Genomic DNA, 21,824 nt, shown 5'->3' with positions numbered 1-21,824 from the left:
GCTCCTTCTGCAGGCGGGCGTCGGCGGCGGCGCGCTCCTTCGCGGCGCGGGCCTGCTCCTTCGCGAGGCGGGCGTCCTCCTCCGCGCGCTCCTCGGCGGCGAGGCGCTCCTCCTCCGCGTCGGCCGCGGCGTCGAGGCGGCGGGTCAGGATCTCGCGGGCGGAGTCGCGGTCGAGGGGCGTGCCGTAGCGGGCGAGCAGCGGGGAGCGCTGCACGCTCGCCTCGCGCTCCGACTCCGGGGTCGGCGACATGGAGCCCTGCGGGGCGCGCAGTCGCGTCCAGGCGACCGGGGTCGGAGCGCCGCGCTCGTTCATCACCGTCACGATCGCCTCGCCGATCGGCAGGGCCTGGAGGGTCTCGCCGAGGTCGTAGTCCGACTCCGGGTAGGTCGAGACGGTCGCCCGCAGAGCCTTCGCGTCGTCAGGGGTGTGCGAGCGGAGCTGGTGCTGGATCCGCGAGCCGAGCTGGGCGAGGACGTCGCCCGGCACGTCCTTGGGCGTCTGGGTGACGAAGACGATGCCGACGCCCTTCGAGCGGATGAGGCGCACGGTCTGCGTGATCGCCGCGAGGAAGTCCTTCGAGGCGTCGCGGAACAGCAGGTGCGCCTCGTCGAAGAAGAAGACGAGCTTCGGGCGGTCGAGGTCGCCGACCTCGGGGAGGTCGTTGAAGAGGTCGGCCAGGAGCCACATCAGGAAGGTCGAGAACAGGGCGGGGCGATCCGCCACTCCGGGGACCTCGAGGAGGCTCACGACCCCGCGGCCGTCGGCGGTGGTGCGGAGGAACTCGGCGGTGTCGATCTCGGGCTCGCCGAAGAAGACGTCGGCGCCCTGGTCGGCGAAGGCGATGAGCTCGCGGAGGATGACGCCCGCGGTGGCCTTGGACAGGCCGCCCAGCTCGGCGAGCTCGCCCTTGCCCTCGTCGCCGACGAGGTAGGTGAGCACGGCGCGGAGGTCGGAGAGGTCGACGAGCGGCAGGCCCTCGCCCTCGGCGTAGTGGAAGACGAGGCCGAGGCTCGACTCCTGGGTCGCGTTCAGGCCGAGGACCTTCGAGAGCAGCAGGGGCCCGAAGCCGGTGACCGTGGCGCGGACCGGGACGCCCGTGCCGATGCCGCCGAGCGCGAAGAACTCGGCGGGTGCCGCCTCCGCGCGCCAGTCCTGCCCGATCGTGCGGGTGCGGGCGAGGAGCTTCTCGTCGGCGGTGCCGGGCGTCGCCAGGCCCGAGAGGTCGCCCTTGATGTCGGCGGCGAAGACGGGGACGCCGGCCGCGGAGAGCTGCTCGGCGAGGACCTGCAGCGTCTTGGTCTTGCCGGTGCCGGTCGCGCCGACGACGAGGCCGTGGCGGTTCAGCATACCGAGCGGGAGTCGGACGGGGACGTCGGGACGCGCCTCGCCGTTGACGAGGGCGCCGAGCTCGAGGACCGGTCCGGCGAAGGCGTAGCCGGCGCGGACGGCGTCGACGGCGGACTCGGAGAGCGGGCCGGGAGCGGCGGGAGCGGCGGATGCGGGAGGTGCGGGAGCCGGATCCGCCTGCGCCGCCTCGACCAGCCGCACGTCGTCGACGACCGCGCTCGCCTCCTCCGGACCCGACACGGCACCCAGCGCCGCCGCGGCGGCCTCGGCGCGCTCGAGCGCCCGCGCCGCCTCGGCCTGCAGTGCTCGGGCGGCCTCCAGGGCCGCGCGTGCGTCGTCCCTCGCCGAGGCGAGCCCGTCGTCGATGCTCATGCGACCAGCCTAGGCTCGCGTGTCCTCCCGGACGTGCCAGGCCTGGCCGTAGCCGCCCTCGTCGACGGGTCTCGCCATCAGCTCGAGGAACGGCGCCGCGTCGAACGCCTCCGGGCCGAGCACTCCCGCACCCGACCAGGCGCCCGTGGCGAGCATCTCGAGGGCCACGACCGGGTTCAGCGCGGTCTGCCACACCACGCACTGCGCCCCGTACTCGGCCATCGTCCACTCGTTGTCGCTCACGTGGTAGAGGTACACCTCGCGGTGGGCGCCGTCCTTCGTGCCGCTGACCCAGAGGCCGGCGCAGGTCTTGCCGGTCATGCGCGGGCCGATGCCGGCGGGATCGGGCAGGGCCGCCGCGACCACGTCGCGCGGGGCGACGAGCACGGGGCCCTCGGCCGAGCGCACGCGGATCGGCTCGGTGCGGTCGAGACCCAGGAGGTTGAGCGTGCGCAGGACGCCGATGAACTGCTCGCCGAGCCCGTACTTGAAGGTGACCCGCTCGGCGTCGAGCCAGCGCGGCATCAGCAGCACCTCCTCGTGCTCCACGTTCACGCACTCGACCGGGCCGATGCCCTCGGGGAACTCGAACACCTCGGGCTCCGAGAAGGGCGGTGTGGTGAACCAGCCGCGGTCCTTCTCGAAGACGACCGGAGGGTTCAGGCACTCCTCGATGGTGGTCCAGATCGAGAAGGACGGAGCGAAGACCTCGGCGCCGCTCTCGTCGCGGACCACGAGGTTCGCGCCGTCGCGCACGCCCAGCTCCTCGATCCGGTCGAAGAGGTGATCGGAGGCGTAACGGGCGAAGACGTCCGACAGGCCGGGCTCGACGCCCATGCCGACGAGGGCGAGACGGCCGTGCGACTCCCACTCCCCCGCCGCCTCGAACTGCTCGTCGCCGAGCTTGACGCCGGTCTTGGCGTGCGGCTCGTCGGGGTGCGGGCGGGAGAGGCTCATCGCCATGTCGACGTAGTCGGCGCCGGCCGCGAGGGCGCCCGCGAAGATCGTGGGGACGAACTTGGGCTCGACGGCGTTCATGACGTGCGTCGCTCCGTGGGCGCGCGCGACCGTCTCGACGCTCTCGGCGTCGGAGGCGTCGATGCGGGCGGCGACGAAGCGGTCGTCGACGCCGTGGTGCTCGCCGATCCAGGCGACCGTGCGCTCGGCGCGGGCGAGCTCGTAGTCGCAGACGATGATCTGCTCGAAGAACGTGCGGCGGGCGGCGATCCGGGCGAAGGCGTCGCCGACGCCGCCGGCGCCGACCAGGAGGATTCTCATACCCCTACGGTACCGACGGATCGCGTCGCCCACCACGTTCGCGACCGCCGAGAACGATGCTCGGCTCGCCCAGCGGCCACTGATTCCGTCACTCCCCGATGCCGACATCCTGCTCGAGGAGGCGGAGGAAGCGCGACAGCCGTTCGAGCCCGGTGAGCGAGGTGGGCAGCGAGGCGGCGAGAGCGGGCGAGTGCACGAGGTACGCCGCCCACTTCGCCCGCGAGATCGCGACGTTCAGCCGGTTGGGCAGGAGGAGGAACTCGAGGCCGCGCGGGACGTCGGCGCCCGAGGACGCCGCGAGCGAGACGATCGCGACGACCGCCTCCCGCCCCTGGAACAGGTCGACGGTGCCGACCGCCGTCTCGTCGAGGCCCGCCTCGTCGAGCGCGGCGCGGAGCAGCCCGCCCTGCGCGTTGTAGGGCGCGACCACGATGACGTCGGCGGCGGTGAGGCTCCGCTCGCCGTGCTCGTCGATCCAGGTGCGGCCGATCATCGACCGCGCGATGTCGACCACGCGGCGCGCCTCGTCGGGCGAGGAGGTGGTGTCTCCGGCGTGCACGACCGGGACGGAGTGCAGCCCGGGCGCCACCCCCTCGAGGCGGCGCTCGGCGGGGGCCCGGGACACGAGGGCGCCCTCGTAGGAGAGCTCGGAGACGGCGGCGGCGAGCGCGGGGTGCATCCGGTAGGTCTGCGCGAGGAAGTAGCCGTACTCGGCGGGCAGCACGTCGTGGCCGTCGGCCAGCCAGCCGAGGGCCGACTCGTCCACCGGCTCGGGATGCGAGCCCTGGCTGACCTGCGGGAGCTGCTGCGGATCGCCGAGGAGCAGGAGGCGCTGCGCCGCGACCGAGCTCGCGATGGTCGGTGCGAGCGAGAACTGGCCCGCCTCGTCGACGACGAGCAGGTCGAGGGAGCGGCGGGGCACGGTCTGGGCGTTCGCGAAGGTCCACGCGGTGCCGCCGACGACGCAGCCGCCGTCCTCCTGGAGCACCGCCGCGAGGGCGGCGCCGTTCTTGACGGGAGCCCACGCGGCTGCGGCGAGGGACTCGGCCGAGGCGCCCTTCTTGGGCACCTTCGCGACCCGCGACGGGTCGACTCCGCGGCCCACGACCGCCGTCAGCACGTTCTCGACGACGGAGTGGGACTGACCGACGACGCCGACCCGCCAGCCGTGCTCGCGGACGAGCCGCGCGATGACGTGGGAGCCGACGTAGGTCTTGCCGGTGCCGGGCGGACCCTGCAGCGCGAGGGTCGCCCGCTCGAGCCCGACGAGCGTCGAGACCACGGCGCCGACGACGTCGTCGCCCTCGACCGCGGCGACGGCGGCGGGGGGCCTGCGCCGCAGCACGTCGAGCGCGGGGTCGGGCAGCGTGCCGGGCAGCGCGTCGAGGACCTCGCCGCCCCACTCGGCGATCGCCTCGGGCTGCGGGGCCGCACGCGGCGGCGGCGCGGGAGCGAGCGCGACGGGCGCGTCATCGTGGGGATCCTCCCCCGCCTTCAGCCCCTCTTTGAGCAGCAGCACGATGCGCTCGCCGTCGTCGTCGACCGCGAGGATCTCGGAGCGGTCGGACGCGCCGCGGAGCCCCGGGCCGGGCGAGGGCGCTCCGGGCGGCGGGGGCGCGTCGTAGACGAGGTAGGGCGAGGACCCGGTGCCGAGCCTGCTGCCGGGGGCGAGCCGGCCGAGGATCCGCAGTTCGCGCGACCGCGTGCGCGCCTTGGGGAGCGTCGACCAGTCGCGGACGACCTCGACGCGGTCGATCATCACGACGTCGCGGACGTCGGCCCACTCGTCCAGCGGCTCGCGGAGGCGGTCGAAGTGCTCCTGCCAGAAGGTCTTCGCCTCGCGGCGGTGGTAGTCGATCGCCGCGCCGGCCAGCGCGAGCGCCGTCTGGTCGGCCGTGCGCTCCCAGGGCTCGACGCCCTCGACCTGCGCGAGCAGGGCGACGGCCGTGGGGTCGGGCTCGCGCGGCACGGGCAGGTCGATCTCGACGAGCGGCAGCGGCTCGTCGCGCGGCGGCGCGAGCGACAGCAGCCAGTCGCGCAGCCGGAGCGTCGAGCGGCAGTCGTAGGCGTTGTACTCGGCGACGAGGTCGAGCTCGCGCTGACCCTTCACCGGGTCGTCCGCGAAGGCGGCGCGCGCCCTCACGTAGACGTCGATGCTGTCGGCCGCGTTCGTCACTCCGGACGCGTCGCGCTCGTCGGCGCCCATGTAGAGCGGCTCGAGCTTCTTGATCGAGTAGCTGCGCGAGCCCACCCGGAGCGCCCGGCGCACCACCGGGTAGAGGTCGACGAGCACCCCGTCGCGCAGCAGCTGGTCGACCTCCTCCTCGCCGACGCCGTGCCGCAGGGCGAGCGAGAGCAGGTGCGTGCGCTCGTAGGAGGCGTAGTGGTAGACGTGCATCCGCGGGTACCGCGCGCGGCGCTCGCGCAGATGCGCCAGGAAGTCGAGCAGCGCGCGGCGCTCGGCCGCGAGGTCGTGCGCCCAGAACGCCGTGAACTCCTCCTGGTCGTCGACCATGCCGAAGAGGTAGTCGAGACCCCACTCGCGGTTATCCTCGCTGTGCAGCGGATCACCCTCGAAGTCGAAGAAGAGATCGCCGGGATCGGGGGCGGGCAGGGCGGCGAGGACGGAGGGGTCGACGAGCTCGACGGCGGGGACGGGCGAGGACTCGGACAGCACCTGCAGCCGGGCCTGCGCGCGCAGGGACTCGAGGGTGCCGGCGCCGAGGCCGGGGACCGGGCCGACGTGCTCGGCGAGGGCGTCGAGGGTCGTCACTCCGGCGGCGGCCAGCTTCGCCCGCTGGTCGAGCCGCATCCCGGCGACCAGGATCGGATCGCGGTGCGCCGCCACCTCGGGAGCGCAGACCGGGCAGCGGCCGCAGGAGAGGTAGCGCGCGTCGCCCCACGCGAGCGGTTCGGCGGCGGCGAGTCGCTCGGCGAGCACGGACCGCAGCCGCGCCCGCTGCACGCGCTGCACCGGCGCGATCGAGGCCAGCTCGTGGCTGGTGACGAAGCCGTCGCCCAGCACCAGGTGGACCTGCTCGCCGACCCGGATGCCGCGGGCGCTCATCTGCTCGGCGTAGGCCGCGAGCTGCAGCAGGGCCGGGATCTTGGCGTGCCGCGCGAGCTTGGTGTCGTAGACCTCGTACGCGCCGTCGTCGGTGCGGAGGAGGAAGTCGGAGAAGCCGAGGAACTCGCCATCGAAGAAGACCGCCTGGTAGAGCACGTCGACTCCGGCGCGCATCGCCTCGACAGCGGCGTCGGCGGCCGCCGCGTACCCCGCGGGCTCCGGACGCTCGAACTCGAGGACGTCGTGCGTACGCTTCAGCTCGTCGAGGAAGCGGTGCTCGTGCTCGTCGCCGAGGACCGCGGTGCGGTCGAGCATCGCGTCGACCACCGGGTCGAGCCGCGGGGACCGGCCGAGCATCGCGTCGAAGCGCCGCAGCACCGCCCACTCGCAGGCCGCCCAGTTCGAGAGGTCGGTGGGGCTCGTGACCACGCGGCCGGCCTCCAGGTACATGCGACTCCCTCCGGTGCCGCCGGGCGGCGGGCGCCTCCAGGCTAGGGCGACCCTCCGACACCGGGCCGTGGGAGGCTGGACGGGTGACCAGGGCGCGCTTCGAGATCATCCCCACCGCCGACATCGCCGAGCGGGCCCGCCGCGCGTTCCCCGACCCGTCGGCCGTCGTGCTCACCGTCACGAGCCTCCCGAAGCACGGCCTGGAGCGCACCCTCGACGCGGCCGTCGAGCTCGCCGCCCTGGGCTTCGGCGTCGTGCCGCACCTCGCCGCCCGCACCGTCGAGGGGCGGCCGGCCCTGGAGCGCGCGCTCGGCCGCCTGGGCGACTCCGGGATCGTTGAGGCCTTCGTCGTCTCGGGCGACGCGAAGAAGGCGAGCGGGACCTACTCGACGAGCCTCGAGCTCCTCCGCGACGCCGTCGAGATCATGCCCGACCTGGCCGTCGGCATCGCCGGGTACCCGGAGGGTCACCCGCACCTCTCGGACGAGAGCATCCTGAAGCACCTGCGCGAGCGGGCGCCCTACATCCGCTCGATCGTCACGCAGATGTGCTTCGACGTCGACGCCGTCGCCCGCTACGCGGACTCGCTGCGCACCGAGGGCATCGACGCCGAGCTGTGGGCGGGGATACCCGGACCGGTCGAGCGCGCGAAGCTGCTGAGCCTGGGCGCGAAGATCGGCGTGGGCTCGTCGCTCGGGTTCCTGACCCGCAGCTCGTCCGTCGCGGGCGGGCTGCTGCGCGGCCGCCGGTTCGACCCGACCGCCTTCGTCGGGCGGCTGGAGGCGGCGGCGGGCGACCGGCTCCACGGACTGCACGTCTACACCTTCAACGAGCTCGACGGGCTCGCCGCGTTCGGCTCCTAGCGCACGTCCGAGCGCTTCACCCAGATCGGCGGATGCGGCAGCTCGCTCTCGCTGCGCAGGCGCCCGGCGAGCGGCGCCCAGACCACGAGTGCGACTCCGATGCCCAGGAGCAGGCCGCCGATCGTGTCGCTGAGCCAGTGCGCGCCGAGGTAGGTGCGGCTCGCCATCATGGCGATCGAGTAAAGGAATCCGGCGATCCAGACCCAGATCAGCGGGAAGATCAACGCCAGCACCATCGCGGTCGTCGCCGCATTGGCGGTGTGGCCGGAGGGGAACGAGCCGTAGTCGCTCGTCACCAGCATGTCCTCGGGGCGGGCACGGCCGACGAGCTCCTTGACGAGCTGCGTCAGGCCGACGCTGACGAGGGCGGCGACGGCGTAGTACAGCGCCGCCCAGCGCCTCCGGAACACGAGCAGGACGGCCACGATGGCCAGCGGGATGATCGCGGTGCCGGTGATGCCCGCGCCGACCGTGTTCATGACCAGCGCCGGGATGTCCCAGACGCTCGAGCGGTGCTCGACGACCTCGTCCATCCACTCGACATCGAAGCCGAAGGCGGTGGTCGGGCGGTAGGCGATCATGATCGCGAGCACGACGGTGATCAGCAGGGCGATCGAGGCCGAGATGAGCGGCCAGCGGCGCGAGACGCGGTGGGCGACCTCCTGCGTGAGGACCTTGGTCGCCGCGGGATCCGCGGACGGCGAGGCCGCGTTCATCCGTTCGCGCTGCACCGCATCGGGGCTCGCGGTGGCGGGCTCGGTCGTGGGGCGGTTCTCGCGGTTCACCATGTGGACATGATGCCGCGCCCGCTGTTCGCCTCGCGGGGGCTTGCGCGGGAGCGAGGGGCGCTGGGTCCGGGCGGTGCTGTGCGCGATCTGCAGGGGCTGGTGCGATCCGCAGGCCTCCGCACGATCTGCAGGGGATTGCGCGATCTGCAGGGGTTCCGGAGGGGAACTCGCTTTCCTCCGCGTGGACTCCTCGCGGACAGCGGGATCCCCTGCGAATCGTGCAGATGCCTGCAGATCGTGCGGAGGCCTGCAGATCGGACTACGGCGCGCAGGTCGGTGCGATCTGCAGGGGTTCTGCGCCGGAACGCGCTTCCCTCCGGACAACGGCGTCGGGATCGCCCGGATCCCCTGCAGATCGCACCTGCGGATCGCGCGAACACCTGCAGATCGCACCGAGGCCTGCAGATCGTGCGGGGCCTGCAGATCGTGCGGGGCCCTGCAGATCGTGCGGGGCCTGCAGATCGTGCGGGGCCCTGCAGATCGCACCAGGGCCCCGCAGATCGCACCGAGGGAGGCGGCCCGAGCGTCAGTCCTGCAGGGCCGCGACGGTGCGCGGACGGACGATCAGCCAGAGCGCCACGATCGAGACGGACGCGGTCGCCATCATCACGAGGGCCATCGGCACGGCCGAGGAGGCGCCGAAGACGCCGGAGATCGGCGAGAGCAGGCCCGCGACTCCGAAGTTCACCGCACCCAGCAGCGATGCGGCGGTGCCCGCCTCCCTGCCGTGGTTCACGAGGCCCAGCACCTGCACGCACGGGAAGCTGAAGCCGCAGGAGGCGATGAACAGCCACAGCGGCACGAGCGTGCCCCAGAGCCCGAAGCCGAGGACGTCGAACAACGCGATGAGGCCCGCCGTGGTGAACAGCGACACGGTGGTGATCGCGAGGATCCACTGCGGGCCGACCCGGCGGCTGAGGCGCGAGGACGCCTGCACGCCGAAGACGACTCCGAGCGAGTTGACCGCGAAGAGCAGCCCGTACTGCTGCGCGTCGAAGCCGTAGAGCCCCTGGAAGAGGAACGAGGAGCTGGAGAGGTAGGTGAAGAGGCCGGCGAAGGTCATGCCTCCGATGACCGCGACGCCGACGAACTGGCGGTCGCCGAGCACCGAGCCGTAGCGCTGCGCGAGGGAGCGGCGGTCGCGGTCGTCGCGCGCGCTGCGCGGGCGGGTCTCGACGATGAGGAGCGCCACGGCGATCATCACGACGAGGCCGTAGGCGGCGAGGAAGACGAAGACGCCGCGCCAGTCCATGACGAGCAGGAGCTGCGAGCCGATCACCGGGGCGAGGACGGGTGCGAGGCCCGAGACCAGGGCGAGGCGGGAGAGCATCTTGACGAGCGGACGACCGCCGAAGAGGTCGCGGACCATCGCCATGGCGACGACTCCGCCCGCCGCGGCGCCCGCGCCCATCAGCACGCGGAACACGCCGAGCCAGAGGATGTCGGGCGCGAAGGCGGCGCCGATGCAGGTGAGCACGTGGACGGCCGTGGCCAGGATCAGGGGCAGGCGCCGCCCGACGGCGTCGCTCCACGGCCCCACGATCAGCTGACCGAGGGCGAAGCCGAGCGTCGTGCCGGTGAGGGTCAGCTGCACGGCCGCCTCGGACACGTTCAGCTCGCTCTGCAGCACCGGGAACGCGGGGAGGTAGAGGTCGATCGTGAACGGGCCGAGCGCGGTGAGCGCTCCCAGAACGATGATGTAGACGAGCCGCTGGCGCGCGGTGAGGGCGTCGCCGGGGTGGCGGTGGACGGGGACGGAGCCGGTGGGCGTCGAGGCGACGGTGGTCACGGAGGCCTTCCTGCGCAGGAGCGCGGGGAGCGGATAGGGAGCGGCTCGAACGGCCGCGAGGAGCGGCGCCGGACCCTCGGATCCGTGCACCGCTCCTCACGCTAACCGCCGAGGACGCCCCTGCACTCCCCCTCGGTCGAATTGATTCGACTATCAGTCCATGCGGGGACGTGATCGGCGCGATCCGACACCGGGAGCGCTCTCACTCCACCCGCAGCAGCGCGACCCCCTGGGGGGCCAGGGTGACGGAGTCGGCGCGCCCGCCGGTCAGCACGTCGACCCCCGCGATCGGCACGACGGCGTCCGAGCGCCCGTGGTTGATCGCGAAGACGATCGCACCGCGGCGGATGAGCTCCACTCCCTCGAGCGGCTCGGCGAGGATCCCCTCGACACCCGCGTCGGCGAGCGCGCGCTCGACGACCGTGCCGAGCAGCTCCGGCGCCGGCCAGGTCGCGACGTACCAGGCGGAGCCGCCGCTCGCCGTCTCGCGCCGGGTGATCGCGGGCCAGCCGTCGAGGTCGTCGGTGAAGCGCGCGAGCACCTCCGCGCCGTCGGCGTGCAGGTACTCGCGCCAGCGGGTGATCGCACCCGCCAGCGACCCGGTCACGGTGGAGTCGGGCAGATCGTCCGAGAACGCGTCGGCGGAGGCGAGCGGGGCGAACTCCTCCACGCGCACGCCGAGCGTCGACTGCAGCGCGCCGAGGTAGCCGCCCTCGGTGATGTGCGCGTCCTCGTCGGTGATGCCGCTCTGGAACGTGGTGACGAGGTGCCCGCCGCCCTCCGCGTACGCGGCGAGGCCGGCCAGATCCTCCGCTCGCACGGTGAACAGCGCCGGGGCGACGACCAGGTCGTAGCCGTCGAACGGGCCGGAGGCGCGCACGAAGTCGACCGTGACGTGACGGCGGGTGAACTCGCGGTGCCAGGCGGTGACGTGCGCCGCGTAGTCGATCGCCCCGGGAGTCGCGTCCTGCTCGATCGACCACCAGCTGTCCCAGTCGAAGACGATCGCGACGCGCGCGGCGACCTCGGTGCCGACGATCTCGTCGAGGCGGCCGAGCTCCGCGCCCAGCTCCTCGACCTCGCGGAACACGCGCGTCTCGGCGCCGCCGTGCGGCACCAGGCCGGAGTGGAACTTCTCGGCGCCCGCGCGCGACTGCCGCCACTGGAAGAAGAGGATGCCGTCGGCACCGCGGCCCAGCACCTGGTAGCTCCAGGCGCGCATCTGGCCGGGCTTCTTCGGCGCGTTGCTGCGGCGCCAGTTGACGGCGCTGGTGGCCTGCTCCATCAGCAGCCACGGTCGGCCCTCGCCGAGCGAGCGCATCAGGTCGCGGGCGACCGCGGCGGTGAAGGGCGCCTCCGGATCGGCGGGGTCGGGGTAGAGGTCGTCGGACACGATGTCGACGTGCGGCGCCCACGCCCAGTAGTCGACCGGCTTGAAGAGCCCCATGAAGTTCGTGGTGATCGGGGTCTCGGGCGAGTACTCGCGCAGGATCTCCTTCTCGGCCAGGTAGCACTCGAGCAGCTGGCGCGAGGAGAAGCGGTCGAAGTCGAGGCGCTGGGTCGGGTTCGGCAGGGTCGGCATCGCGGCGGGCGGGCGCACCTCCTCGAAGCTCGAGTAGCGCTGCGACCAGAAGGCGGTGCCCCAGGCCTCGTTGAGCGCCTCGATGCTGCCGTACTTGGCGCTGAGCCACTCGCGGAACGCGAGGACGGCCGACTCGGAGTAGTCGTGCGAGACGTGGCAGCCGTACTCGTTGCCGATGTGCCACATCTCGAGCGCGGGGTGGCCGGCGTAGCGCTCGGCCAGCGTGCGCACCAGGCGCGCGGCGTAGCGGCGGTACACAGGCGAGGACGGCGCGTACTGCTGGCGCGAGCCGACTCCGAGGACCACGCCGTCGGCGGTGACGGGCAGCATCTCGGGGTGCTCGTGGCTCAGCCACGGCGGCGGCGACGCGGTGGCGGTGGCGAGGTCGACGCGCACGCCGCCGGCGTGCAGGCCGTCGAGGACCTCGTCGAGCCAGGCGAAGTCGAACTCGCCGTCGCGCGGCTCCAGGTGCGCCCACGAGAAGACGCCGACCGTCGCGAGGTTCACTCCGGCGCGGTTCATCAGGGTCACGTCCTCGGGCCACACCTCCTTCGGCCACTGCTCGGGGTTGTAGTCGCCTCCGTAGCGAACGGGCATGTGCTCTCTCCTTCGACCGCCGCAGCGGTGGTGCGGGTCGGGGCGCCGACGGTGGTGCCCGATCCCGGTGGTCCTCCAGCAGGGTAAACGCTTACCTCCGCCGTGCCCAAGCCCCGGCGGTCACGGGGCGGGCGGGGCGAGCGGATGCAGCGGCGCGGCCAGCGGATTGGCGAGCAGGTGCTCGAACGCCAGCTCGGCCGCGCCGATCATCAGCAGGTCGCCGCCGAGCTCGGTGCGCGCGATGCGGACCGAGTCGAGCGCCACCCGGAACGGACCGCCGTGCGTGAGGCGCTCCTCGAGGAACCCGGGGGCCACGCCCACCAGGGCGCCGAGGAACCCGCCGAGCACGACCAGCTGCGGGTTGAAGATGTTGACGACGTTCCGCAGGGCCACGGCCAGGTGGCCGAGCTGGCGCTCGACCTCCGCGCGGACGGCCGGATCCTCGGAGGCGGCGAGCGCCTCCTCCAGCCGCTCGCTCTCCTCCAGGCCCAGCACGCGCAGAAGCTCGGCGCGGCCCACCTCGGTCTCGAGGCAGCCGACCGCGCCGCAGTGGCAGTCGACGCCCGCGCTGTTCACCAGGGTGTGGCCGATCTCGCCCGCGTAGCCGTCGATGCCGTGCAGCGGCGCGCCTCCGACGATCACGCCGGCGCCGACGCCGCTCGCGCCGCCGTTGAGGTAGATCAGGTGCGAGACGTCGCGGCCGGCCCCGAGCGCGCTCTCGGCGAGGGCGCCGAGGTTGGCGTCGTTCGCCGAGAGGACCGGGAGCCCGGTCGCGTCGGCGAGCATCCGCGAGAACGGCTCGTCGCTCCAGCCCAGGTGCGGGCCGGTGCGGACGAGACCGTCGGCGTCGCGGACGAGGCCGGGCACGGCGACGCCGATACCGACCGTGCGGGCATCGGCCGGGAGCTCGGCGCGGAGCTCGGCGATCGCGCCGGCGGCCAGCTCGGCGGCCGCCTCGGCGGTCGGCACGCTCGCCGTGCGGCGCAGGCGGCGGCGCACCTCGGCGTCGAAGCCGACCACGGCGACCGTCACGGCGTCGATCTCGGGGTTCACGGCGAAGGCGACGACCCGCGGATCGGCCTCGACGATCGGACTCGGCCGCCCCACCTGGTTCAGCGTGTCGGGCTCGCGCTCGCGCACGATGCCGAGCTCGACCAGCTCGCCCACGAGGGCGGCGATGGTGGACCGGTTGAGCCCGGTCGCGCGTGTGAGCTGCGAGCGGGAGCGGGGCCCGCCGCGGTGGACGAGGCGGAGGATCGCGGCGAGGTTGTGGCGCCTGACCCGGTCGAGGGTGTTGCCGCGCGTCGCGTGGTCGGGCATTCGGCGGTCTCCTCTGCGTGCCGGGCCAGCCTACCGGCGCGCGGTCCGGAGGCCTGGGCCGCGGCCGCGCGGAGCATCAGCTGAGAAGGGTGCTCGCGCGCGATGGTGCGCGAGCCGCCCTTCTCAGCTGATGTTCTGCACCACCGCCGGGCGCGATCAGGCCGTGAAGCGCCCGACCCGTCCATCGGGGGTGACGACGGTGACCGAGGCGCCCTCGGGCATCGAGCCGCTCGCGTCGGGATAGGAGCGCACCTCGAGACCGTCGAGGTAGTCGTAGTCGGGTCGGTCCTCCCGCGCTCCGACCGGCAGGAGGGTGCCCTCGCGCACGTAGAGCGGGAGCGTCTCGAAGCCGTGCGTCTCGGTGCGCCACTCGCCGACCGAGTCGACGACGTTGCCGTCCCACCACGAGACCCACCGACGCGCGGAAGGTAGAACTCGACGGAGCCGTCGGACGAGAAGACGGGGGCCACGAGGAGCGAGGGACCGAGCATGTACTGCGTGTCGAGATGCGCCACCGTGCGGTCCTCGGGGAACTCGAGGAGCATCGGCCGCATGACGGGCACGCCCGTCGCCGAAGCCTCGAGCCCCACCCCGTGGAGGTAGGGCATGAGCTTCAACTTCAGCCGGGTGAAGACGCGTGTCACCTCGACCGCCTCCTCGTCGAACGCCCACGGCACCCGGTACGAGCTCGATCCGTGGAAGCGGGAGTGCGACGACAGCAGCCCGAACGCGGTCCAGCGCTTGTAGACCGCGGCATCGGGCGTGCCCTCGAACCCGCCGATGTCGTGGCTCCAGAAGCCGAAGCCGGAGAGGGCGAGCGAGAGCCCGCCGCGCAGCGACTCCGCCATCGACTCGAAGGTCGACGTCGAGTCCCCGCCCCAGTGCACCGGGAGCCGCTGACCACCCGCGGTGGCCGAGCGGGCGAAGAGTACGGCCTCGCCCTCTCCGCGCTCCTGCACCAGCACCTCGTGCACCGCCTCGTTGTAGAGCTGCGCGTAGTAGTTGTGCATGCGCTCAGGGCTCGACCCGTCCGCCCAGACGACGTCGAGCGGGATGCGCTCGCCGAAGTCGGTCTTGAAGCAGTCGACGCCCTGCCGGATCAGGCCGCGCAGCTTCTCCTGGTACCAGGCCTTCGCTCCCGGGTGGGTGAAGTCGACGAGTCCCATACCGGCCTGCCAGAGATCCCACTGCCACACGGAGCCGTCGCGGTTGTGAACCAGGTAGCCGGCCTCCGACGCCTCGCGGAACAGCGGCGAGCGCTGACCGATGTAAGGGTTGATCCAGAGGCTGATCCGCAGCTCCTTGGCGCGGAGGCGGGCGAGCATGCCCTCGGGGTCGGGGAAGACCCGCGGGTCCCACTCGAAGTCGCACCAGTTGAACTCGCGCATCCAGAAGCAGTCGAAGTGGAACACGCTGACCGGGAGGTCGCGCTCGGCCATCCCGTCGATGAAGGAGGTGACGGTCTCCTCGTCGTAGTCGGTGGTGAACGAGGTCGACAGCCACAGACCGTACGACCAGGCGGGCACCTCCGCGGGTCGCCCGGTGAGCGCGGTGTAGCGCTCGAGGGTCCCCGCGGGATCGCCGCCGTATATGACGAAGTACTCGAGCGCCTCACCCGCGACCGAGAACTGCAGCCGCTCCACCGACTCCGAGCCGACCTCGTACGAGACGTGCGAGGAGTCGTTCACCAGGACGCCGTAGCCGCGATTCGTCAGGTGGAAGGGCACGTTCTTGTAGGCCTGCTCCGACGAGGTGCCGCCGTCGGCGTTCCAGATGTCGACGGTCTGACCGTTCTTGACGAGCGGTCCGAAGCGCTCGCCGAGACCGTAGACGAGCTCGCCGACGCCGAGCGAGAGCTGCTGGTGGACGTAGGCGGGCGCGAGAGCGCGGCCGGAGCCGGCGCGCGCGTTGCCGACCGGTGCGCCGTCGACCTGGGCATCGGGGCGAACGCGCACGTACCCGATCGACTTCTCCCCCGCGGTGGTGAGGACGCGCCCGTCGGCCTCGAAGACGAGCTCGAACGGAGCCCCGGGGGCGATGCGAGCGGTCAGCCGACCGGACGTCAGGGCGCCACCGGTCTCGTCGATGACGACGACACCGTGCCCCTCCTCCGCGCCGACCAGCTGGAAGCCGCGGTCCTCCGCTGCGACGTGGTGCTCGACGCGCACGCCGATCACATCAGGCAGCGGAGAGGTCAGGGTCACCGTGATGACCGGGCGGTTGAGGGTGTCGCCGCGCCGGGTGATCACCGCGGTCGGCGCTGTGACGCGCAGCCCGTGCTCCCCCTCCGGCCAGATGTCGTAGGCCTCCCGGGCGTAGAGAGCGTCGACACCGGGCCGCAGCTGCCAGAAGCCGTCGGTGAACTTCATAGGGGTCCTTTCGTCGTCGCGGTCGTCACTTGACCGCGCCCGCGGTGATGCCGCGGGTGAGGGTGCGCTGGAAGAAGAGGAAGAACAGCAGGGTCGGGACGAGACCGAGCAGCGCCGAGGCGCTCGTCGTGGTGACGTCCATCAGGCGGTCGCCCTGCAGGGTCGTGATCGCGACCGGCACGGTCTGGTTCTCGTTCGAGACCAGGAAGGTCAGCGGGATCAGGAACTCGTTCCACGTCCAGATGAAGAAGAAGATCAGGAGGACCGACAGAGTCCCCTTGCTGATCGGCAGGACGACGCGCAGCAGGATGCGCAGGCGGCTCGCTCCGTCGATGACGGCGGCCTCGAGGATCTCCTTCGGGAAGGTCGCGAAGACCGACGACAGCAGGTAGGTGCCGAAGGCGCTCTGGATCACCGTGAAGATGATCACGATCGCCAGCTTGGAGTCGTAGAGGCCGATCTCCTTGAACATGTAGTACAGGGGGTAGAGGAGCGCCTCCTGCGGGATGAGGTCGGCGAGCAGGAACAGCAGGAGCATCCACGAGCGGAAGCGCACGTTGCCGATCCCGATGGCGAAGGCGTTCAGCACCGAGACGACGACCGCGAGGATCGCGACGGAGCCGGAGATCAGAATGCTGTTGCCGAGCTTCTCCGGGAAGTTCACCCGGTTCCAGAAGTTGACGATGCCGTCGAAGTAGAGCTCGCGCGGCAGGACGAGGGGGCCCGAGCTGTTGTAGTCCTCGGGCGACTTGAACGAGTTGATCAGGATGATGACGAACGGGATCGCGATGAGGACCGCGATCGCGCAGGCCAGGACGAGCCAGAGCCAGTCACCGGGCGTCCGACGGGCTCCGGAGGCGCGGCGTCGCGGTCCTGCGGGCGTGATCGGGAGGGGGGTGGTGCCCTCGTCGGCCGGAGTGGCGGGAGCGATCGTGGACATCAGCGCTCGCTTTCTGCGTTTTCGAAGCGGGCCTGGAAGCGGAGGAACACCATCGCCACGATGACGACGACGATCGTCAGAGCGGTCGCGATCGTCGCTCCGTAGCCGACCTGCTGGCTCTGGAAGAACTGGATGTAGGAGTAGTAGCTGGGAACGATCGTCGAGGTCCCCGGACCGCCGCCGGTCAGGGCGTAGATGGGGCCGAAGACCTTGAGGGCGGCGATCGTGCAGGTCAGCGTCACGACGAAGATCTCGGGGCGGATCGCGCTGATCGTGATGAAGCGGAAGCGCTGGTACCAGTTCGCGCCGTCGAGCTCCGCCGCCTCGTACATCTCCGGGTCGACCCGCTGCAGCGCGGCCATGAAGATCACGACGGGGTAGCCGAGCTGCACCCAGACCATCACGAACATGATCGAGAGCAGGGCGGTGTCGGGGCTGCCCAGCCAGTTCCGCTGCAGGTCGCCGAGGCCGATGCCCTGGAGGACCGTGTTCAGCGCACCGTTCTCGGGCCGGAGGATCCAGCCGATGACGATCGCCGCGATGGCGACCGGGAGGATCTGGGGGAGGTAGTAGGTCGCGCGGAGGAAGCTCGCGACGCGGCCGCCGAACTTGCGGCCGATCACGTCGAAGAGCAGTGCCGCCAGCACCAGGCCGAGCAGGGTCGGCACGATGACCATCGCGACGATCATGGCGATCGAGTTGCGGAACGAGGTCCAGAACTTGGCGTCCTGGGAGAGCTCGATCCAGTTCGCGAGCCCGATGAACTCCGGCGGGCGGATGCCGCGCCAGTCGGTGAAGCTCAGGTAGACGTTCCACAGCAGCGGAACGAGGATGATCGCGGTGAACAGGACCAGCCCGGGGATCAGGTAGAACCAGAAGCCGGCGGATCCGATTCCGGGGATGGCGCTGCGGCCATCAGATCGCCGGGTGCGTCGCACCGCGGGAAGCGTCGTTGCCATGGAAGTCCTTTCGCAGGGGGCGGCAGCAGCCGCCCCTCCCCTGGGTCGGGTCGTGGAGGAGGGACGGGAGGCGGGACTGATCGGTCGCCGCCTCCCATCCCGGCATCGGCCGGTACCGGCGCTCGGGCGAGAGCGGTGTCAGCCTGTGGCCGGCGTCAGCCGGTGATGTCGGCGACGCCGTCCTCGTACTCGGTGCCGAGCTGCTCGAGAGCAGCGTCGGGCGTGAGGGTGCCGTTCACGATCTCCTGGGTCGCGCCGACGAGCTGGTCGTAGAAGTTCGGCGTGGGCCAGTCGGGGTAGAACGCGAGACCATCGCGCTCGACGATCGAGTTGAAGTCGGTGATGAGCTTCTTCGACTTCTCGTCGGTGATGTCGTCGGGGTTCGCCGCGACGGGGATCGAGCCGTTGTTGCCGATCATGGCCTGGATCTCAGGGCGCATCGTGATGTCGATGAACTCGTAGGCGAGGTCCTTGTTCGCCGCGCGCTCGGGGACGACCCAGATGTTGCCGGACGAGCCGGGAACCAGCTCGGAGCCCGGGAACAGGAAGGTGTCCCAGTCGAACGTCGCCTCGTTGAGGACGCGTCCGGCCCACCACGAGCCGGACACCATCATCGGGTACTCGCCGCCGGCCATGAACGCGACGCCCATGTCCTCGGCCTTGAGACCGGTCGCGTTGGTCGAGATCCAGCCGTTGTCCGTGTACTCCTTGAGCTTGTCCGCCGCGTAGGCGAGCGGGCCGCTCGTCCAGTCGACCGGGTTCTCGTAGAGCTGGTAGTCGTTCACGAACTGGCGGTCGGCCTCGGAGAGGGCGAGCTGGTAGAAGAGCTGCCCGAGCGGGTATTCGGCACCGGCCTCGGCGAGCGGGGTGATGCCCTTCGAGACGAAGGTGTCCATCGCCGCCTCGAACTCCTCGTAGGTCGTCGGGACAGCGACGCCGTTCTCGGCGAACATCTCGGTGTTGTAATACACGGTCACGTACTCGCCGTAGTTGGGGACGCCGACCCAGGGCCCGGAGCCCATGATGCCGTTCTCGTCGTAGCGCGCCGTGGTCTGCAGCGAGGGAGCCAGCAGGTCGTCCCAGCCCTTCTCCTCGACGGCGTCGGTGATGTCGGCGAGCAGGCCCTGGCTCGCGAGGAGGCCGGCCGTCGCGTTGCCCTTCGGCGACTCCATCACGTCGGGGGCCTCGTCGGAGTTGAGGACCTGGCTCGCGGTGGAGCGGATCTGCTCGAAGCTCTTGTCCTCGTACTCGACAGTGGCTCCGGTCTCCTCCTCGAAGATCTCGATCGCCCTCTCCCAGGCGAGTCCGACATCGCTGTCGGTGCCCTCGAAGTGCCAGAGCTTCAGGGTGTCGGGGTCCGACGATGCGCCGGCAGAGCAGCCGGTGAGCAGTGCCGCCGAGACGGCGAATGCGGTGATGGCGCTGAGGCCACGGGTGATTCTCATGGTTCTACCTCTCTGTAAAACAGTGCTGTGGTGAGGGATCGCGGTGATCCGGTCGGTGCGGTGCGGAGTTCCCCACGTCACAGAGTCGAAGCGTTTCGACAGTGGAGAGGGGCGAGCGGGTCGGAGGGTGCGGTGGGCGGGGAGGGGTCAGGCGCCGACTGCGGCGACGGAGCCGCGGTCGACGTACACAGGCGCAAGGAGCGTCACGCCGTGTTCGTCGCTGCCGCGCACGAGGCGCAGCACGTTCTCGACGGCGATGCGGCACATGTCGTCGAGTGGCAAGGGGATGGAGCTGAGCGGGACCTCGAGCAGATCGGTCGCGTAGCTGGCGCACGCAGCGAAGACGGACAGGTCGCCCGGGACGTCGAGCTCGAGCTGACGGATCCGGCCGAGCACCGCCTCCACGACGGGCTCGTTGCAGTGGAAGACGAGTGCGGTCATGCCGGGGAGGGTCTCGCGCAGCTCGTCGAACGCGTCCTGCGCGGGGATCCGGCCGATCTCGGGCCAGACGCGGGCGATCTCGACACCGTGCGCCGCCGAGGCAGCCTCCACTCCGTCGTTGAAGCGGCGGATGAAGTTGGTCTCGCGATCGAGGTAGGAGTGCGGGTGGCCGATGATGCCGATCGACCGGTGCCCCAGCGCGGCGAGCGACTCGACGGTGGTGAAGCCGGCCTGCTCGAAGTCGAGGTCGACGCACGACATCGCACCGCCGTTGCGGGGCACGCCAATGAAGGAGGCGGGAAGCGACAGCGCATCGACCAGGTCGACGCGCTCGTCGACCTCGTTGACGCCCATCACCACGACCGCGTCGACGAGGGAGCTGGAGGCCACGCGGCGGATCCCGCTGACCTCGTCGTCGGTGGCGAGCAGGAGGACGTCGTAGTCGTTCTTGCGTGCCGTCTCGACGACAGCCGTCACGAAGCGCATGTGCGTCGGGAGGTGGCCGTCCTCGTGCAGCGGCGCCGACAGGGCGAGGATGTGGGTCCGCGCTCCGGCGAGCATCCGCGCCCCGGCGTGCGGCCGGTAGCCGAGCTCGCGCACCGCGTCGTCGACCCGCTGGCGCGTGGTGGCCGCGATCGAGCGCTTGCCCGAGAGTGCGTAGGAGACGGTGCTGATCGACACTCCGGCAGCGCGAGCGACGTCGTGGATGGTCGCCATCGTTCCTCCTGCCGGACCTCGTCGTCGGACCCCTCCGACGCTCGAAACGCTTCGACGGGGCTGTGCTGAGCACTGTACGCAGAGTCGAAGCGCTTCCGCAACAGGTTTGTCGCGGCCCCCGACATATCGGGCGCCCGGCGAGGCCTCCACCCTCGATCCGCATTGCGCGAGACCCGCGCTCCCGATATGTTGGCCGCAACAACAATTCGGCGACGTCGCCGGAAAGGATCGGATCCATGTCCCTGACCCCCACCCGCGCCGACAAGTTCTCGTTCGGCCTCTGGACCATCGGCTACAACGGCACGGACCCCTTCGGCGGCCCGACCCGCGAGCCCCTCGATGTGGTGCACGCCGTCGAGAAGCTCGACGAGCTCGGCGCCTACGGCCTCACCTTCCACGACGACGACCTCTTCGCGTTCGGCTCGACCGACGCCGAGCGCCAGACCCAGATCGACCGCCTCACGGGCGCGCTCGAGTCGACCGGCCTCGTCGTGCCGATGGTCACCACCAACCTCTTCAGCGCCCCGGTCTTCAAGGACGGCGGATTCACCTCCAACGACCGCGACGTCCGCCGCTTCGCGCTGCGCAAGGTCCTCCGCAACATCGACCTCGCCGCCGAGCTGGGCGCCCAGACCTTCGTCATGTGGGGCGGCCGCGAGGGCGCCGAGTACGACTCCGCCAAGGACATCCGCGCCGCCCTCGAGCGCTACCGCGAGGCCGTCAACCTGCTCGGCGACTACGTCACCGACAAGGGCTACGACATCCGCTTCGCCATCGAGCCCAAGCCCAACGAGCCCCGCGGCGACATCCTCCTGCCGACCCTCGGTCACGCGATCGCGTTCATCGACTCGCTCGAGCGCCCCGAGCTCGTGGGCGTGAACCCCGAGGTCGGCCACGAGCAGATGGCGGGCCTGAACTTCACCGCCGGCATCGCCCAGGCGCTGTACCACGGCAAGCTCTTCCACATCGACCTCAACGGCCAGCGCGGCATCAAGTACGACCAGGACCTCGTCTTCGGCCACGGCGACCTGCACAACGCGTTCTCGCTCGTCGACCTCCTCGAGAACGGCGGCCCCGGCGGAGTCCCCTCCTACGACGGCCCGCGCCACTTCGACTACAAGCCCTCGCGCACCGAGGACGAGACCGGAGTCTGGGACTCGGCCGCCGCGAACATGCGCACCTACCTGCTGCTGAAGGAGCGCGCCGCGGCCTTCCGCGCCGACCCCGAGGTGCAGGAGGCGCTCGCCGCCGCGAAGGTCGCCGAGCTGCAGACCCCGACGCTGAACGAGGGCGAGTCGTACGACGACCTTCTCGCCGACACCGCGTCGTACGAGTCGTTCGACGCCGACGCCTACCTCGGCGGCAAGGGCTTCGGCTTCGTGCGCCTGCAGCAGCTCGCGACCGAGCACCTGCTCGGCGCCCGCTGACCCGCCCGGCACTCCCCTGACGGACGAGACCCCCTGCCCTCCGGCACGGGGTCTCGTCCGTTCCCTCGTACC

General features: G+C 71.5%; 13 protein-coding genes and 1 pseudogene. 2 read left to right on the top strand and 12 right to left on the bottom strand.

The window, feature by feature from the left end; all coding sequences use genetic code 11:
* From B0T42_RS06515 to B0T42_RS06505, 3 genes are all read right to left on the bottom strand, one after another.
* On the bottom strand, nt 1-1,720 hold a 1,720-nt coding region (locus B0T42_RS06515), incomplete at its 3' end, for a helicase HerA-like domain-containing protein (protein ID WP_077222426.1).
* A gap of 9 nt (nt 1,721-1,729) precedes the next feature.
* Nucleotides 1,730-2,998: a saccharopine dehydrogenase family protein gene (locus tag B0T42_RS06510; RefSeq protein WP_077222425.1), complete on the bottom strand. Its 1,269-nt coding sequence runs from the start codon at nt 2,996-2,998 to the stop codon at nt 1,730-1,732.
* Nucleotides 2,999-3,086: 88 nt separating this feature from the next.
* Nucleotides 3,087-6,515 carry a TM0106 family RecB-like putative nuclease gene (locus B0T42_RS06505; protein WP_077222424.1) on the bottom strand — a complete coding sequence of 1,143 codons (3,429 nt, stop codon included), beginning with the start codon at nt 6,513-6,515 and terminating at the stop codon, nt 3,087-3,089.
* An 83-nt stretch (nt 6,516-6,598) separates the two neighbouring features.
* Here B0T42_RS06505 and B0T42_RS06500 point away from each other — a divergent pair, with 83 nt between their 5' ends.
* Nucleotides 6,599-7,378, top strand: coding sequence for a methylenetetrahydrofolate reductase (locus B0T42_RS06500; RefSeq protein WP_077222423.1), 780 nt, complete (start codon nt 6,599-6,601; stop codon nt 7,376-7,378).
* Here B0T42_RS06500 and B0T42_RS06495 read toward each other — a convergent pair.
* The 9 genes and pseudogenes from B0T42_RS06495 to B0T42_RS06455 form a co-directional block, all read right to left on the bottom strand.
* Nucleotides 7,375-8,166: a phosphatase PAP2 family protein gene (locus B0T42_RS06495; protein WP_236720153.1), complete on the bottom strand. Its 792-nt coding sequence runs from the start codon at nt 8,164-8,166 to the stop codon at nt 7,375-7,377. The two genes, B0T42_RS06500 and B0T42_RS06495, sit on opposite strands and share 4 nt — an antisense overlap.
* A gap of 526 nt (nt 8,167-8,692) precedes the next feature.
* Complete coding sequence (locus B0T42_RS06490; protein ID WP_077222435.1) at nt 8,693-9,955, bottom strand: multidrug effflux MFS transporter; 1,263 nt, start codon at nt 9,953-9,955, stop codon at nt 8,693-8,695.
* 202 nt (nt 9,956-10,157) lie between these two features.
* On the bottom strand, nt 10,158-12,134 hold the full coding sequence (locus tag B0T42_RS06485; protein ID WP_077222422.1) for a beta-galactosidase: 1,977 nt from the start codon (nt 12,132-12,134) through the stop codon (nt 10,158-10,160).
* A gap of 120 nt (nt 12,135-12,254) precedes the next feature.
* On the bottom strand, nt 12,255-13,454 hold the full coding sequence (locus B0T42_RS06480; RefSeq protein WP_077222421.1) for an ROK family transcriptional regulator: 1,200 nt from the start codon (nt 13,452-13,454) through the stop codon (nt 12,255-12,257).
* A gap of 156 nt (nt 13,455-13,610) precedes the next feature.
* A pseudogene (yicI, locus tag B0T42_RS06475) lies at nt 13,611-15,823 on the bottom strand (alpha-xylosidase).
* 25 nt (nt 15,824-15,848) lie between these two features.
* Nucleotides 15,849-16,763, bottom strand: coding sequence for a carbohydrate ABC transporter permease (locus tag B0T42_RS06470; protein WP_077222420.1), 915 nt, complete (start codon nt 16,761-16,763; stop codon nt 15,849-15,851).
* The gene (locus tag B0T42_RS06465) at nt 16,763-17,722 is read right to left on the bottom strand and encodes a carbohydrate ABC transporter permease (RefSeq protein WP_077222419.1); all 960 of its coding nucleotides are present in this window, start codon (nt 17,720-17,722) and stop codon (nt 16,763-16,765) included. Before B0T42_RS06465 ends, B0T42_RS06470 begins: the two co-directional genes overlap by 1 nt.
* 155 nt (nt 17,723-17,877) lie before the next feature.
* Nucleotides 17,878-19,167, bottom strand: a complete 1,290-nt coding sequence (locus B0T42_RS06460) for an ABC transporter substrate-binding protein (RefSeq protein ID WP_077222418.1) — start codon at nt 19,165-19,167, stop codon at nt 17,878-17,880.
* Nucleotides 19,168-19,314: 147 nt separating this feature from the next.
* Nucleotides 19,315-20,325, bottom strand: a complete 1,011-nt coding sequence (locus B0T42_RS06455; protein ID WP_077222417.1) for a LacI family DNA-binding transcriptional regulator — start codon at nt 20,323-20,325, stop codon at nt 19,315-19,317.
* A 236-nt stretch (nt 20,326-20,561) separates the two neighbouring features.
* Here B0T42_RS06455 and xylA point away from each other — a divergent pair, with 236 nt between their 5' ends.
* Complete coding sequence (gene xylA / locus B0T42_RS06450) at nt 20,562-21,752, top strand: xylose isomerase (RefSeq protein ID WP_077222416.1); 1,191 nt, start codon at nt 20,562-20,564, stop codon at nt 21,750-21,752.
* The last annotated feature ends 72 nt before the right edge of the window (nt 21,753-21,824 follow it).

The organism is Rathayibacter rhapontici, from assembly GCF_001995175.1.
GTDB lineage: Bacteria > Actinomycetota > Actinomycetes > Actinomycetales > Microbacteriaceae > Rathayibacter.
The sequence above is the reverse complement of the archived record's forward strand: the minus strand, read 5'-3'. Positions and strand labels throughout refer to the sequence as shown.